This is a genomic window from Pseudomonas sp. AC211, from assembly GCF_979258055.1.
This window is the reverse complement of the sequence record NZ_OZ409830.1, coordinates 3,832,271-3,845,954: the sequence shown is the minus strand read 5'-3', so window position 1 is coordinate 3,845,954 and position 13,684 is coordinate 3,832,271. Positions and strand designations below refer to the sequence as shown.

Below are 13,684 nucleotides of genomic sequence, written 5' to 3'. Positions count from 1 at the left end.
CGTTGATTGCAATTTCCTCGCCGATGTAAATAATTCCCAAAAAGTTTTGCAGGTTTTTCGGAGTTGCTCGGCCTCCCTTCCGCTAACCACTTTTTCTAGCCGAAGGATTCGTTCATGGCCGTTATTTGCACTCCGCATCTCCTGGCTCGCGCGGTGCGCGTGGCACTGCTTAGCGTCAGCCTGCCTCTGGCGGCGCTGCCGATGGTCGTCAGCGCTGCGCCCGCCAACCAGAATTATCAGATTCCGGCGGGTTCGCTGGACAACGCCTTGAACGCGTTCGCCCGGCGTGCCGGTGTGCTGCTCAGCTTTGACCCGCAATTAACCGCCAGGCGCAGCAGCGCTGGGCTGAACGGCCAGTTTCCGGTGCAGCAAGGGTTCGCCCAATTGCTCGCCGGCTCAGGCTTGCGAGCGGTGCAGGCCAGCGATGGCAGTTTTCGTATTGAACAGGCGCCGGCCCTAAAGGAGGGACAGGTGGAATTGGGTGACGTCAACATCAACAGCAGCAGCCAGGTCGACTCTCCCATCGGCCCGGTGGGCGGTTATGTGGCCAAACGCACCCGAGTCGGCACCAAAACCGACGCCTCGATTCTGGAAACCCCACAGTCCATTTCCGTGGTCAGCCGCGAACAAATGGAAGCCCGTGGCGTAACCACCGTTGAACAAGCGTTGCGCTATACCCCAAGCGTCAGCGTGCCGTACGGCTACGACCCGCGTTACGACTGGATGAGCCTGCGCGGCTTCGACTCGAAAAGCTCCACCTTCGTCAACGGCCTGCCATTGTCGCGCGGCACCTACGGCATGATGCGCCCCGACACCTATTTGCTGGAGCGCGTTGAAGTGCTGCGCGGCCCGGCCTCGGTGCTGTACGGCCAAAGCGAGCCGGGCGGGGTGATCAACTTGGTGAGCAAACGCGCCCCCGATACGCCGCTGCACCAGGTCAGCGTTCGCGCCGGCAGTGATGAGCTCGGCGAACTCGCCGCCGACTTCGGTGGCCCGTTGGACGACCAAGGCACGCTGGCCTATCGCGTGACCATGCTCGGCAACGACATGAACGGCCAAGTCGACAAAACCGACAACCAGCGCCAAGCCTTCGCTCCGACCCTGACCTGGAAGCCAAACGACGACACCGAGCTGACGCTGCTGGCCACCTATCAAAAAGACGACGGCAACTTCGCCTTCAGCCGCGCCTTCGCCCCGGAGCTGATGCAAGCCTTCCGCCTGAAAGACAACCGCGACCCCGATTTCTACGAAGGCGACCCGAACTTCAATAAGTTCGAACGCACCCATGCCTCGCTCGGCTACGAGCTGTCGCACCGCCTCAACGACGTGTGGTCGCTGCGCCAGAACGTGCGCTACGAAAACATGAATTACGACTACCGCTACCTGAACAACATCGGCGTGCGCTTCGACGGCCGCACGTTGACCCGCAGCGCGAACGTGAAAGACGAGCAGTTCAGCGCCTGGTCGATGGACAACCAGGCCGAAGCGAATTTCGACACCGGCCCGGTGAGCCACGACCTTTTGCTGGGCGTGGACTGGCGCCGGCTCGACAACCATGAAATCAGCCGCCTGGGCACCGGCCCGACGCTGGACTTGTACAACCCGCAATACGGCCTCGACGTGCCGCTGCCGGCCAAAGATTCCGACAACGACATCATGCGTCGGCAGACCGGCTTTTACGCCCAGGACCAGATCAAGTTCGACGAACACTGGAACCTGCTGCTTGGCGGGCGTTACGACATCGCCAAAGGCGACACCACCAGCAACCTCAACGGCAGCCGCGTAAGCCGCGATGACGAAGCCTTCACCGGCCGCGTCGGCCTGGTGTATGTCGCTGACAATGGCCTGGCGCCCTACGTTAGCTACAGCGAGTCGTTCAACCCGACCACCGCCACGGATCCTGTAACCAACCAGCCGTTCGAGCCGGAAACCGGCAAGCAATACGAAGTGGGCATCAAGTTCCAGCCCGAAGGGCAGCGCAGCTTTGTGAGCCTGGCGTTTTTCGATATCACCAAGCAAAACGTGGTCAGCACTAACCCCAACAACATCACCGAAGTGCGTCAGGTGGGCGAGGTGCGCAGCAAAGGGTTTGAGATCGAAGCGTTGGCCAGCCTGGCTGAAGGCCTGGACCTGACCGCCAACTACAGCCGCACCGACGCCCGCGTGCAAAAGAGTGTTAACGCCTGGGAAGAAGACACGCGCATGCCGTATGTGCCGCGTGAATCGGCCGGCGCCTGGCTGGATTACACCCAACCGAGCGGCCCGCTGGCCGGCCTTGGCGCAGGCTTTGGTGCGCGCTACACCGGCGAAACCTCGTACACCGGCCGCAACGCCCTGTATGGCTTGTACGGCCCGCGCATCATCAACGTGGAAACCGGCGGCTACACCCTGTTCGACGCCAGCCTGCACTACAAAATCGACGGCCTGAAACTGGCAGTGAATGCCAGCAACCTGGACGACAAGGAATATTACAGTTCGTGCACCGAGCAAGCCTGCTACTACGGCTACGGGCGCACAGTGACCGCGAGCGCGACCTATGACTGGTAACGCTTGGCTATGAAGGAGTCCCGTGAGTAACGCTATTTCGAGCAAAAGCGCCGCCGGCAACTGGAGAACGTCTCCGGTGCTGGCGACCACGTCGCGCATCATCGCGGCCATCTTCGCCGGCTATGGCCTGGCTTACGCCAGCACCATGTTCCTGACGGTGTACCTGCCGCTGGTGCGCAGCGACCGGGTGGTGTTCGCCAGCCTGGCGAGTTTTATCGTCTACGCGGCGGCCATTATTTACACCTTCGCCGCCCGGTCCGCTTCGCGGGCCTGGTTGGTGTTGGTGGGGCTGAGTCTGGTGTTGGCGGCAGCGGCGTTGGTCGCGGGTGATTTCGGAGCACGGCGATGAGTTCGGCAGAGAGCACGGTAAAAAACAAAAGTTTGCGTCAGGCCATGGCCGGCCTGCACACCTGGGGCGGGTTGCTGCCGTCCTGGTTGCTGTTCGTCATCTTGTTCGGCGGCAGCATTGCCTGCTTCGACAAAGAGCTGGAAGTGTGGATGCGCCCGACCCTGCACCCGGTTGGCGAAACCTCGCTGACGCTGGATCAGGTCAGCGCCTGGGTGCAGAAACAAGCACCGAAACCGCCGCACGCCATCTGGATGCGCCCGCCCGACGAGCGCCAACCTTACTGGTACGCCGGCTACGAGCCGCAAAACGAGCTGGAGCCGTTTGTTAGCTTCACCCTCGATCCGCAAACTGGCGAGGTGCTGCCGAAAACCCTCGGCGGTAACTTCTGGTTCACCCTGCATTACAACCTGTTTGGCGGCATGCTCGGCATGTACATCGTCGCCATTGCCGGCATGTTCATGCTGGTGGCGCTGGTCAGCGGCATCATCATTCACCGGCGCATTTTCAAAGATTTCTTCACCCTGCGTCCCGACGCCAACGGCCAGCGCGCCTGGCTCGACGCACACAACCTGTTCGGCGTGGTCGGCCTGCCGTTCCACCTGCTGATCGCCTACACCGGCCTGGCGATTTTCGTCACCTTCTATATGCCCGCAGGCTTGAAGGTGGGCTACAAGGGCGACATCGAAAAGATGTTCTCCGAAGTGCAAGGCCAGTTCGGCCGTGAAGAACTCAAACGTAAAACCGACCACGCTGCCTCCATCGACAAGCTGGTGCTGGACGCCAAACGGCGCTGGGCCGCGAGCGGCGAAGGCGGCACCGAAACCGGCTGGATCAGCGTGCACCACCCCGGCGACAAAGCCGCTGTGGTCGACATTCGCCGCTACGACCGCTCTCGAGTGGTCGACTTCCAGTGGATCATGTCGTACGACGCCACTACCGGCGCCTTCTTGCACGAACAGAAACCCTACAAACCCGGCTACACCGCCTACGCCTGGCTGACCAACGTGCACATGGCGCAATTTGGCGGCGCCATTGTTCGCTGGCTGTACCTGGGGTTGGGCCTGATGGGCTGCGCCATGGTGGCCGGCGGGTTGCAGGTGTGGCTGCGCAAGCGCGAAGCCAAAGGCGGCTGGGGCGTGGGCTTCGTGCGGGCCATGAACGGCGCGGTGCTCGGCGGCTTGCCGATTGCCAGCCTCGGTCTGCTGTATGGCAACCGGCTGATTCCGAACACCGTCAACCTGCGCGACCACTGGGAGGCATACACCTTTATTGGCGTGTGGATCGCGGTCGCCCTATGGGCCATCGCGCGCCGCAACAGTGGCCGGGTAGGGCGAGATCTATTCTCCGTCGCCGCCGTGTTGGCGTTGGGGCTGCCGGCGCTGGACGTGCTCACCGGCCAACCGGGCGCCCTGAGCGCCGCCATCGCGCGCGGTGACTGGCGCGTGCCGGGCATCGACCTGGCGATTTTTGCCGTTGGCCTGCTGTGCGCGAAATTGGCCTGGTGGCCGCGCGTGGCCAAAGAAGCGCCGGCGAAGGTCCGCGCGAAACGGGAACGCCGTGAGCTGGCAGAGGAGAGCGTCTGATGTTGTTTCTTGCTTTCGGCCTTAACTATCTGGGCATGACAGCCCTGTGCCTGGCCATGTCGCGCCACCATAAAGCGCTGCTCAACAGCGCACCGTCCAACGCCCGCACCTACGGTTTGCGCGCGGTCGGCGCGTTGTTGCTGGCGCTGGGCATGGCCTTGAACATCATCGAACTGACGGCCGACATGGGCATCATCACCGGGCTGTTGCAGCTGATGCTGGCTGGCCTGAGCGTCGGCTTGCTGATGGCCTGGCGCAGCGGCTGGGTGCTGCCGCTGAGTGGAATTTTGCCGCTGAGTGGCTTGATCGCGTTGTTGGCCTGAAACAGCGGCTTTAAACCAACCCACCGTCATCCCCGCGAACGCGGGGATCCAGGCTTTGCCGGCCACCGACTCTACCTGCAGCACTCTGGATTCCCGCCTGCGCGGGAATGACAGTTTTTTTGTTCGGTTACGGTTTCAACGCCGCCCGATACTCCCCAGGGGTCGCCCCCAAGGCACTGCGAAACCGATTACTGAAATGACTGGCACTGCCAAATCCACATGCCAGCGCCACATCCCCCAGCGGCAGAGCAGTGTCTTTCAGCAACTGCTGAGCCCGCACCAGACGCCGCGCCAATAGATACCGGTGCGGCGGCACGCCAAAGCTTTCCCGGAACATGCGCGCGAAGTGGTATTCCGACAGCGCCGCCAGCGTGGCCAGTTGGCCCAGGCTGATGGGCTCGCTCAGGTGCGCTTCGATGTACTCGCCCAGCACGCGGCGCAACGCCGGCGCCAGTCCGCCCTTGAGTCGCAGGTTTTGCCGCTGGCCCACCTGGTTGAACAGGGCATGGCTGATCATTTCGTGCGCCAGGCTGCTGGTCAGCAAACGCTCGCCGGGCTCATTCCAGTTCAGCGACGTGAGCTGGTGGAAGCGTTGGGCTTGCAGCGGGTCGTCAACAAAGGTGCCTTCGCGCAATTCCACTTCCCGTGGCTCGCGGTCCAGCAGGCTGATGGCGCTCAGGGCGAAGCGTTCGGGGCTGATATACAGGTGCGCCAGGCGGATGTCGCCGTTGATGACCCAGGAAGAATCGTGGCCCACCGGCATGATGCACAGCTTGCCCGGCGCGCCTTTTTCGCCCGGTTTTTCACGGCGAAACGTGCCGGTGCCGCCAGCCAGATAACACGACAAGGTGTGATGACTCGGCCCCTCGTACTCGCGCGCGTCGTGGTGGTTGCTCCACATGGCGGCGCTCAAGCCGTCGCCCAATTCGGCGCAATGCTCCAGCTGCGCATTGGGCGAGCTGTTGAGCGCTTGGAACACCTGAATGTGAGAAAGCTGCGACATGGCACGGGGCGCTGACGGGGGGCGATGACGGCTATGGTAACGCCGACGCACGTGGCTGCCAGCCGCCGCCGGTAAATAAGCGCAAGTTTGTGCAAGCGGGCGCGAGGTGAGCTGAGCAGACTGCCGGCATCGCTCAGGAGCACTGCCATGAACCTCTCGTTGTACCTGCTTACCGTGCTGATCTGGGGCACCACCTGGATCGCCATTAAGCTGCAAGTCGGCAGCGTCGCCATCCCGCTGTCCATCGCCTATCGCTTCGGCCTGGCGGCGCTGGTGCTGTTTGCCGTGTTGCTGCTCAGCCGCCGCCTGCAACCGCTCAACCGCCGCGCGCAATGGCTGTGTCTGGCCCAGGGCTTGTGCCTGTTCTGCGTGAACTTCATGTGCTTTTACACCGCCAGCCAGTGGATTCCGAGCGGGCTGATCGCCGTGGTGTTTTCCACCGCCACGCTGTGGAACGCCATTAATGCGCGGGTGTTTTTCGGCCAACGCATCGCCCTCAACGTCATGACCGGCGGCGCGCTGGGGCTGGCCGGGCTGGCGTTGCTGTTCTGGCCTGAGCTGGCCGGCCACGAAGCCAGCCGCGAAACCCTGATCGGCCTGGCGTTGGCGCTGTTCGGCACGCTGTGTTTTTCCGCCGGCAACATGCTGTCCAGCCTGCAACAGAAAGCCGGCTTCAAACCGCTGACCACCAACGCCTGGGGCATGCTTTACGGCGCGCTGATTCTGAGCGGCTATTGCCTGGTCACCGGCACGCCGCTGAGTTTTGATGCGAGCACGCAGTACGTGTGGTCGTTGCTGTACCTGGCGATTCCGGGTTCGGTGATTGGCTTTACCGCGTACCTGACCCTGGTCGGGCGCATGGGGCCGGACCGGGCGGCGTACTGCACGGTGCTGTTTCCAGTGGTGGCGCTGAATATCTCGGCGTTTGTTGAGGGTTACCAATGGAGCGCACCGGCATTGATGGGGCTGGTGTTGGTGATGGTGGGGAATGTGTTGGTGTTCAGGAAGGCGAAGCCGGTTGTGGGGGTGGCGTTGGCGCGGTGACCGAGGTTTGGTCCGGCCCTCACCCTAGCCCCTCTCCCGCCAGCGAGAGAGGGGAACTGAACGGCGTTCGACACTTCATCTTCGGTCGGCTCCCTCTCCCGCTAGGCCGACCGGGCAGGCGAGAGGGGCCGTTGATCTTGATCGACCGGCCATTGACCCAATTCTGACCCACGGGTTTAATTCCCGCTCTTCCAACGGAGCACGCCCGTGTTAACCCATCTCGACTCTCAAGGCCGCGCCAATATGGTCGATGTCACCGACAAAGCGGTGACCTTCCGTGAAGCCGTGGCCGAAGCTTACGTGCGCATGCAGCCGCAGACGCTGCAATTGATTCAGTCTGGCGGCCACCCCAAGGGCGACGTGTTTGCCGTCGCGCGCATTGCCGGTATTCAAGCGGCGAAGAAAACCAGCGACCTCATTCCCCTGTGCCATCCGCTGATGCTCACCGGCGTCAAAGTCGAGCTCACCGCCGAGGGCGAAGACCGCGTGCGCATTCAGGCACGGTGCAAATTGTCTGGCCAGACTGGCGTCGAAATGGAAGCCCTGACCGCCGCCAGCGTCGCCGCCCTGACGCTGTATGACATGTGCAAAGCGGTGGACCGCGGCATGGTGATCGAGTCGGTGCGCCTGCTGGAAAAACTCGGCGGCAAGAGCGGCCATTTCAAGGCCGACGAGGTGCAGTGATGATCCGCGTGCAGTATTTCGCCCGTTACCGCGAGGCCGTCGGCATCGACGCCGAGCAAATCAACGACACCAGCGCGTTCGCTACCCTCGATGCCCTGCGCCTGCACCTGCTGGCCCGTGGCGGCGTATGGCAGGTGCTCAGCGAGCAGAACCTGATGTGCGCCCGCAACCAGGAACTGTGCGGCCTCGACGAGCCCCTGGCAGACGGCGATGAAGTGGCGTTTTTCCCCACCGTGACCGGAGGCTGACATGGCCATTCGCGTACAAGCTGCCGCCTTCGACCCGGGCCTGGAACTCAACGCCATGCACGCCGCCAATGCCGGCGTGGGTGCGGTGGTGAGCTTTGTCGGCTACGTACGCGACTTCAACGATGGCCGTGATGTGTCGGGCATGTTCCTCGAACACTTTCCTGGCATGACCGAAAAGGCCCTCGGCAAAATCGCCGACGAAGCGGGCCAGCGCTGGCCGCTTTTAAAGGTTGAGGTGCTGCACCGCATTGGCCGACTGGAACCGGGCGAGCCCATCGTATTCGTCGCCACCAGCAGCGCGCATCGCCAGGCCGCGTTTGATGCCTGCGCCTTCATCATGGACTACCTGAAAACCCGCGCGCCGTTCTGGAAACAGGAAGACACCCCCCGAAGGGCCGCGCTGGGTTGAAGGCAAGTGCAGTGACAAGGATGCGGCGCAGCGGTGGGAGAAGTAGGGGTAAAAGCATCGCCCGCCCACGGTCTGTAGGAGCGGCTTTAGTCGCGATGCTTTTTTCACCATCCTCCCGCCCGCGGCGGTCTGACGTTCGGGGGCTAGGCTCGCCCAGGCGTGTGTATTTCCCTGATAAATACTGGATCCCCGCGTGCGCGAGGATGACGGAGGTTTTGTTGGAAGATTTCCGTCAATCATAAAAAAAGCCCGTCACGGAGACGGGCTTTTTCGTAAACCACCAGCGCTTTAGTGCTTACGCGGCACCGGCGTCAGCAACTCGGTCGGCGGCGTCTCGCAGTTGATCTTGCGACCGAGCAATTCTTCAATCGCCGGCAACTGATATGAGTCGTCTTCGCCGGCAAAGCTGATCGACACGCCACTGGCACCCGCGCGGCCGGTGCGGCCGATGCGGTGTACGTAGTCGTCCGGCATTTCCGGCAGGGTGAAGTTGATGACGTGGCTGATGCCGTCGATGTGAATGCCGCGACCGGCCACGTCGGTGGCAACCATCACGCGAATCTTGCCTTCGCGGAAGCCTTCCAGGGTTTTGATGCGTTTGTGCTGCGGCACGTCGCCAGACATTTGCGCGGCGCTCACGCCGTCACGCAGCAGACGCTCTTCAATGCGGCGTACTTCGTCTTTGCGGTTGGCAAACACCATCACCCGTTCCCAGTTGTTCTGGGTGATGAGGTTGTACAGCAGCTTGTATTTGTCGCTGCCGGCGACGGCGTAGATGTGTTGTTCCACGGTGTCGCTGGCGACGTTTTCCGGCTCGATCTCAACAATGGCCGGGGTGGTGGTCCATTGCTTGGCGAGGTTCATCACGTCTTCGGTGAAGGTCGCGGAGAACAGCAGCGTCTGGCGCTCGTTCTTCGGCGGCGTCTGGCGAATGATCTGGCGAACCTGCGGAATAAAGCCCATGTCGAGCATGCGGTCGGCTTCGTCCAGCACCATCACTTCGACCATATCCAGGTGCACTTCGCCGCGCTGGGCGAAGTCCAGCAGGCGACCCGGAGTGGCCACCAGAATGTCGCAGTAACGCGACTCGAGCTGCTTGAGCTGCTTGTCGAAATCCATGCCACCGACAAACGACATCACGTTGAGGCCGGTGTACTTGGTCAGCGCCACGGCGTCTTTGGCGATTTGCACCACCAGTTCACGCGTCGGGGCGATGATCAGCGCACGCGGCTCGCCCATGTAGCGCTCTTTCGGCGCCGGCGTTTGCTGCAGCTGGGTGATGATCGAAATCAGAAACGCGGCGGTTTTGCCGGTGCCGGTTTGTGCGCGGCCGATGGCGTCCTGACCTTTGAGCGTGTAACCGAGCACTTCGGCCTGAATCGGCGTGCAGTACGGGAAGCCCAGGTCATGGATGGCGTGCATCAGCTCGGGCGACAGGGCGAAGTCGTGGAAGCGGGTTTTGCCGGCTTGCGGCTCGACGGCGAAGTCTTCCAGTTTCCAGGTGCTGACCACCGGCGCAGGACGGGCGCGGCGTGGTTTTTCGGTTGGCGTGGCGGGCGCGCTAGGCGCTGGAGCGGCGTCGGTGTGCTCGGTTTTCGCTGCGCGTGGCGGCTGCGGCTGGCTGGTGCTGGCCTGGCGGGGGCTGTCTACGGCAGGAGAGGACGCGGAAGAGGGGGCGGCAGGAACAGACGTCGGCTGCTCGCCTTCGCCTTTGCCAAACATTTTTCTTGAGTGCTTTGAGCACGGGAATCTCTTCAATTGGTTAAGGAATGAACGCCCGCCAGTGTAAAGCAATAAGCCGGTGCGGCGAAATGTTGCACGCAACCGGCTCAATATCTGCTAGCGACAGACGTTCCGTCCGTTCACCTCACGCCTCTGGCAGCGTTTGCAGCAACAGGCGCTGCACGTTGCCGCCCATGATCGCCGCGATGTCTTGCTGGCTGAAACCGGCCTTGAGCAGCCCCTCGGTCAGCTGCGCCAGGCCGGTGCTGTCGAACGGGGCATGAATGGTGCCGTTGAAGTCCGAGCCCAAGGCCACGTGCTCCACGCCCACTTTGTCTGCGGTGTAGCGAATGGCTTTGACGATGGCCGGCACGCTGGTTTCGCACACCGCCGTTTCCCAGAAACCGATGCCAATCACGCCGCCGGTGGCAGCAATTTTCTGGATGTGGGCGTCGCTAAGGTTGCGCGTGCCGGGGCAGGTGCCTTCGACGCCGGTGTGGGAGACCAGCACCGGGCGGGTGGCCATGGCGAGTACGTCATCAATCAATGGGCGCGAGGCGTGGGCCAGGTCGATGAGCATGCCTTTCTGTTCCAGGCGCGTAATCACCTGACGGCCCAGCGGGGTGAGGCCGCCTTTGTCCCAACCATGGGCTGAGCCGCCCACTTCATTGTCGAAGAAGTGCGTGAGGCCGGCGATGCGGAAGTCGGCGTCGTACAGGCGGTCGACGTTTTCCAGCTTGCCTTCGATTACCTGCAAGCCTTCGGTGGCCATGATGCCGGCGACGCGGTGCGGGTCTTTTTTCCAGGCCTCTATAAAGGAAGCGAGGCCGCTGCGGGTTCTGATCACCACCAACTTGCCTTCGCTGCCGGCCGCCGCTTCGTTGAGCTTCTGGCTTTGGTACAGCGCGCGTTGCAACAGGCTTTTCCAGGTGTTGGTCGGCCAGCGCTGAGCCATGACCAGCAAGGTGATGTCGTCGCTGTCGCTGCCGTTTTTCTCGTAATTGAGGTTGTGCGGGGTTTTGGTAACGGTGGAAAACACCTGCAAGGCCACGCCGCCTTCGATCAGACGCGGCAGGTCGGAATGGCCGTAGCTCACGCGTTTGAGCAGGTCGCGCTGCCACAGCAACCCGTCGTTGTGCAGGTCGGCGATAAACAGGGTTTTGTGCAGGGTTTCGGCTTGTTCGTTGGCGGGGTAGGGCGCCGGGTTTTCCACGCTGTTGAGCGTGCGGTCCAGGTACGTTGGCAGGCTGAAGAAAACCCCAAAACCAATGACCAGCAGAACCAGTACCACAATCGATAATTTGCGCATGGGGTGCTTCCGAGCTTTGTAATTGTGGGCGCGACTCTAGCAAATCGCGAAGACGGGATGGGGTTGGTCCCTGTCCCCTAAACGCAGGTGAGCGCGATAAATTTAGCCGCGTGTCGGTACTCAAGCTCCCTCTCCCGCCAGCGGGAGAGGGCTGGGGTGAGGGCCTGCCGTTACGCTATCTCGGCATTCGTCGGAAACCCAACCAGCGTCATAAGCCTGGAGTAGAATCCGCCGCCGTAGCGCCCCGAATCCGGTCGGCGCACGGTTAGCCAGGGCCTTTCGAAGTGGCCCTGAAGGTGAGGTTGTTGATGTCGCTGCAAACGCTGTTTTCCCTCGCGTTGTCCCACCCCGCTCAATCCATCAATGCGCTGGCCCTGTTCTTCGCCGTCGCCGGCAGCTGGCTGTTGATCGCCACCCACATTCGCCAGCGCCGTGCGGTGAGTGGTCTGGTAACCGAAGCGGACATTGCTGAAACCGCCGAACTCGCCGCGCTGGATATCTCTACCCAGCAGCTCAATCGTTTTTTCACCAGCTTTGGTTACGCGTGCTTGGGCGTTGCGCTGGCGGTGTCGTGGTTTAGCACCCAGGTTTGATCGAACCCCACGAACAAAAAGGCGGCACCCGAATAACCGGGGCCGCCTTTTTTTATTGCCTGCCTGAACCCTACAACGGCAACCCAGCCTTGATGCGGTACTGATTGCGCACCGGCGTCGCGTATTGCACCACCAGGTAAGGTCGCTGCTCAGCCGGGCAACTGTCCAGACGCTTTTGCCACTCGGTCTGCGCCGCCGCCAATTCTTCGGCCGGAAACAACTCGGTGGCATCCGGCACCTGCAACGTCGGGTCGCGGTCTGCCCACTGCGCATACGCCAGGTAGTGCGCTGGGAACAGGCGGTAGCCGCTGAGAATCTGCCGGTCCATTTCCATTGCCAACTGCTTGGCGTCCTCGAAGCCTTCGGTTACCGGCGGTGCGAAGTTCAAATGCACGCGGCCTTTGTAGCCGGTGATGCCCTGGCCGATGCTCTTGTCATCTTCCCCGGCCGCCTTTTCGTAGGTGCCGGTGCTGGCGCGGATGTACAGCTCGCGCGCTTTGGCCTGGTCGCACGGGTCGTACTCGTAGCTGATCGAAACCGGCACTAGATTCAGCCCACCAATCACCTCGGCGAACGGCTCGTCTTTGCGGCTCATGTGGAACATCTTGAGAATCGCCGAATCGGTACGGTCGTCACCGTCTTTGGCGCGGCCTTCGGCTTGGGCGATCCAGATGGACTCGCCGTCGTGACGAATCGAATGGTTGATATACGCCGACAACAGCTGAAACGCTGCCAGCTTCTCGCGGCGTCCGGTGATTGAACGGTGCACGATAAAGCTCTTGTTCAAGCGCATCAGGTCGCTAACAAACGGCTTTTGCAGCAGGTTGTCGCCGATGGCAATGCGCGGCGTCGGCAGACCGGCGTGATACACGGCGTAATTGACGAAGGCCGGGTCCATTACGATGTCGCGGTGGTTGGCCAAAAACAGGTAGGCGTTGCCAGCTTTCAAGTGCTCCAGGCCGCTGTACGTCACGCCATCGGTGGCGTGCTCAATGCTGCGGTCGACGTACACCTCAACCTTGTCCTGCAACGCGGCTACCGAATTGATCGAGGCAAACTGCGAACGCAGACGGTGGGCGATCAGTGGCTTGAGCAGCCAGGAAAAATGGCGAGACAAACGCGGAAAACGGAAGTGGGTAATGATCTGCAAAAACGCAGGGTCTGCCAGCAGGCGCGCCAAAACGGCAGGGACCTCGGCGTCAGCGTACGGTCGGATGGCATCGAATTCGCCCATCATGCTCTCTTGTTCTGCGAGTGGAATGGCACTGTGGGTGCGTGGTCAGCAATAGACCGGCGATTATACAGACAAGTCACAGCGCAGCTTGCGCCTTAATAATTAGGCGAAACGGCGGCGTCTGGAGTCTTATGGTTAACACCTCAACCTGAGAGGCTTTGCCCATGCTCGAAACCCAGTTCTACGACTGCCCGTACTGCGGCGAACCCGCGGAAGCGGTGCTCGATCTGTCTGGCGGCGATCAGCAGTACATTGAAGATTGCCCGGTCTGCTGCCGGCCGATTGTGTTTGATCTGCGTACCGATGGTGATGGCTGGGAGTTGGATGTTCGCGCGGAGAACGACTGATGCAACGCATATATGAGCCACAAGATTTACTCGAGGCTGAATTGCTCACGCGCATGTTGGCCAGCGAGGGCGTTGAAGCCCACGTCACCGGTGGCCACCTGCTAGGCGCAGCGGGAGAACTGCCGGCGTTGGGTTTGCTCGGCTTGATGGTGGCCAATCAGCAGGCCGAGCACGCGCGCAGCTTGATCGCCGCGTACAATGCCGCGCTGCCGCTGCCGGGCGACGAACCGCCCGAAGACCCGCACGGCGTGCTGCTCTGTTGATCCCTTCTTTTATGTGAGCCCGTTGC

At 61.9% G+C, this 13,684-nt stretch carries 14 protein-coding genes and 1 pseudogene; 11 read left to right on the top strand and 4 right to left on the bottom strand.

Annotated elements, in window-relative coordinates; all coding sequences use genetic code 11:
* The first annotated feature begins 114 nt into the window (after positions 1-114).
* The 4 genes from ACZZZP_RS18210 (at position 115) to ACZZZP_RS18195 (ending at position 4,802) form a co-directional block, all read left to right on the top strand.
* Positions 115-2,547: a TonB-dependent siderophore receptor gene (locus tag ACZZZP_RS18210; RefSeq protein WP_463383668.1), complete on the top strand. Its 2,433-nt coding sequence runs from the start codon at positions 115-117 to the stop codon at positions 2,545-2,547.
* 76 nt (positions 2,548-2,623) lie between these two features.
* Positions 2,624-2,896 carry a DUF3649 domain-containing protein gene (locus ACZZZP_RS18205; protein WP_241000583.1) on the top strand — a complete coding sequence of 91 codons (273 nt, stop codon included), beginning with the start codon at positions 2,624-2,626 and terminating at the stop codon, positions 2,894-2,896.
* Complete coding sequence (locus ACZZZP_RS18200; protein WP_463383667.1) at positions 2,893-4,479, top strand: PepSY-associated TM helix domain-containing protein; 1,587 nt, start codon at positions 2,893-2,895, stop codon at positions 4,477-4,479. Before ACZZZP_RS18205 ends, ACZZZP_RS18200 begins: the two co-directional genes overlap by 4 nt.
* On the top strand, positions 4,479-4,802 hold the full coding sequence (locus ACZZZP_RS18195) for a DUF3325 domain-containing protein (RefSeq protein ID WP_463383666.1): 324 nt from the start codon (positions 4,479-4,481) through the stop codon (positions 4,800-4,802). Before ACZZZP_RS18200 ends, ACZZZP_RS18195 begins: the two co-directional genes overlap by 1 nt.
* Before the next feature lie 127 nt (positions 4,803-4,929).
* On the opposite strand, the gene ACZZZP_RS18190 is transcribed toward ACZZZP_RS18195, so the two are convergent.
* Complete coding sequence (locus ACZZZP_RS18190) at positions 4,930-5,805, bottom strand: helix-turn-helix domain-containing protein (protein WP_463383665.1); 876 nt, start codon at positions 5,803-5,805, stop codon at positions 4,930-4,932.
* Between the two features lie 147 nt (positions 5,806-5,952).
* Between ACZZZP_RS18190 and ACZZZP_RS18185 the strand changes: the two genes are divergently transcribed.
* From ACZZZP_RS18185 to moaE, 4 genes and pseudogenes are all read left to right on the top strand, one after another.
* Complete coding sequence (locus ACZZZP_RS18185; RefSeq protein WP_463383664.1) at positions 5,953-6,849, top strand: DMT family transporter; 897 nt, start codon at positions 5,953-5,955, stop codon at positions 6,847-6,849.
* Positions 6,850-7,056: 207 nt separating this feature from the next.
* Positions 7,057-7,533, top strand: coding sequence for a cyclic pyranopterin monophosphate synthase MoaC (moaC, locus tag ACZZZP_RS18180; protein WP_463383663.1), 477 nt, complete (start codon positions 7,057-7,059; stop codon positions 7,531-7,533).
* Positions 7,533-7,781 carry a MoaD/ThiS family protein gene (locus tag ACZZZP_RS18175; protein WP_463383662.1) on the top strand — a complete coding sequence of 83 codons (249 nt, stop codon included), beginning with the start codon at positions 7,533-7,535 and terminating at the stop codon, positions 7,779-7,781. Before moaC ends, ACZZZP_RS18175 begins: the two co-directional genes overlap by 1 nt.
* A 1-nt stretch (position 7,782) precedes the next feature.
* A pseudogene (gene moaE, locus ACZZZP_RS18170) lies at positions 7,783-8,236 on the top strand (molybdopterin synthase catalytic subunit MoaE).
* Between the two features lie 242 nt (positions 8,237-8,478).
* Here the strand turns inward: moaE and rhlB are convergent.
* Together rhlB and ACZZZP_RS18160 are read right to left on the bottom strand one after the other, a co-directional pair.
* Positions 8,479-9,912, bottom strand: coding sequence for an ATP-dependent RNA helicase RhlB (rhlB, locus tag ACZZZP_RS18165; RefSeq protein ID WP_463536751.1), 1,434 nt, complete (start codon positions 9,910-9,912; stop codon positions 8,479-8,481).
* A gap of 145 nt (positions 9,913-10,057) precedes the next feature.
* Positions 10,058-11,221, bottom strand: coding sequence for a dipeptidase (locus ACZZZP_RS18160; RefSeq protein ID WP_463536750.1), 1,164 nt, complete (start codon positions 11,219-11,221; stop codon positions 10,058-10,060).
* Between the two features lie 308 nt (positions 11,222-11,529).
* Here ACZZZP_RS18160 and ACZZZP_RS18155 point away from each other — a divergent pair, with 308 nt between their 5' ends.
* Positions 11,530-11,814: a hypothetical protein gene (locus tag ACZZZP_RS18155; protein WP_463383661.1), complete on the top strand. Its 285-nt coding sequence runs from the start codon at positions 11,530-11,532 to the stop codon at positions 11,812-11,814.
* A gap of 70 nt (positions 11,815-11,884) precedes the next feature.
* Here the strand turns inward: ACZZZP_RS18155 and ACZZZP_RS18150 are convergent, their stop codons facing one another.
* Positions 11,885-13,048, bottom strand: coding sequence for a 1-acyl-sn-glycerol-3-phosphate acyltransferase (locus ACZZZP_RS18150; RefSeq protein ID WP_463383660.1), 1,164 nt, complete (start codon positions 13,046-13,048; stop codon positions 11,885-11,887).
* Positions 13,049-13,212: 164 nt separating this feature from the next.
* Here ACZZZP_RS18150 and ACZZZP_RS18145 point away from each other — a divergent pair, with 164 nt between their 5' ends.
* Together ACZZZP_RS18145 and ACZZZP_RS18140 are read left to right on the top strand one after the other, a co-directional pair.
* A complete protein-coding gene (locus tag ACZZZP_RS18145) occupies positions 13,213-13,395 on the top strand; it encodes a CPXCG motif-containing cysteine-rich protein (protein ID WP_122452527.1) in 183 nt (60 codons plus the stop codon).
* Positions 13,395-13,658, top strand: coding sequence for a putative signal transducing protein (locus tag ACZZZP_RS18140; RefSeq protein ID WP_122494153.1), 264 nt, complete (start codon positions 13,395-13,397; stop codon positions 13,656-13,658). The genes ACZZZP_RS18145 and ACZZZP_RS18140 overlap by 1 nt, the downstream gene beginning before the upstream one ends.
* Positions 13,659-13,684 lie beyond the last annotated feature (26 nt).

Coding starts and splice junctions, on each gene's coding strand:
- ACZZZP_RS18160 (WP_463536750.1), bottom strand. CDS start 11,221: ATGCGCAAATTATCGATTGTGGTACTGGTTCTGCTGGTCATTGGTTTT.
- ACZZZP_RS18175 (WP_463383662.1), top strand. CDS start 7,533: ATGATCCGCGTGCAGTATTTCGCCCGTTACCGCGAGGCCGTCGGCATC.
- ACZZZP_RS18200 (WP_463383667.1), top strand. CDS start 2,893: ATGAGTTCGGCAGAGAGCACGGTAAAAAACAAAAGTTTGCGTCAGGCC.
- rhlB (WP_463536751.1), bottom strand. CDS start 9,912: ATGTTTGGCAAAGGCGAAGGCGAGCAGCCGACGTCTGTTCCTGCCGCC.
- ACZZZP_RS18145 (WP_122452527.1), top strand. CDS start 13,213: ATGCTCGAAACCCAGTTCTACGACTGCCCGTACTGCGGCGAACCCGCG.
- ACZZZP_RS18185 (WP_463383664.1), top strand. CDS start 5,953: ATGAACCTCTCGTTGTACCTGCTTACCGTGCTGATCTGGGGCACCACC.
- ACZZZP_RS18195 (WP_463383666.1), top strand. CDS start 4,479: ATGTTGTTTCTTGCTTTCGGCCTTAACTATCTGGGCATGACAGCCCTG.
- ACZZZP_RS18190 (WP_463383665.1), bottom strand. CDS start 5,805: ATGTCGCAGCTTTCTCACATTCAGGTGTTCCAAGCGCTCAACAGCTCG.
- ACZZZP_RS18150 (WP_463383660.1), bottom strand. CDS start 13,048: ATGGGCGAATTCGATGCCATCCGACCGTACGCTGACGCCGAGGTCCCT.
- ACZZZP_RS18155 (WP_463383661.1), top strand. CDS start 11,530: ATGTCGCTGCAAACGCTGTTTTCCCTCGCGTTGTCCCACCCCGCTCAA.
- ACZZZP_RS18140 (WP_122494153.1), top strand. CDS start 13,395: ATGCAACGCATATATGAGCCACAAGATTTACTCGAGGCTGAATTGCTC.
- ACZZZP_RS18210 (WP_463383668.1), top strand. CDS start 115: ATGGCCGTTATTTGCACTCCGCATCTCCTGGCTCGCGCGGTGCGCGTG.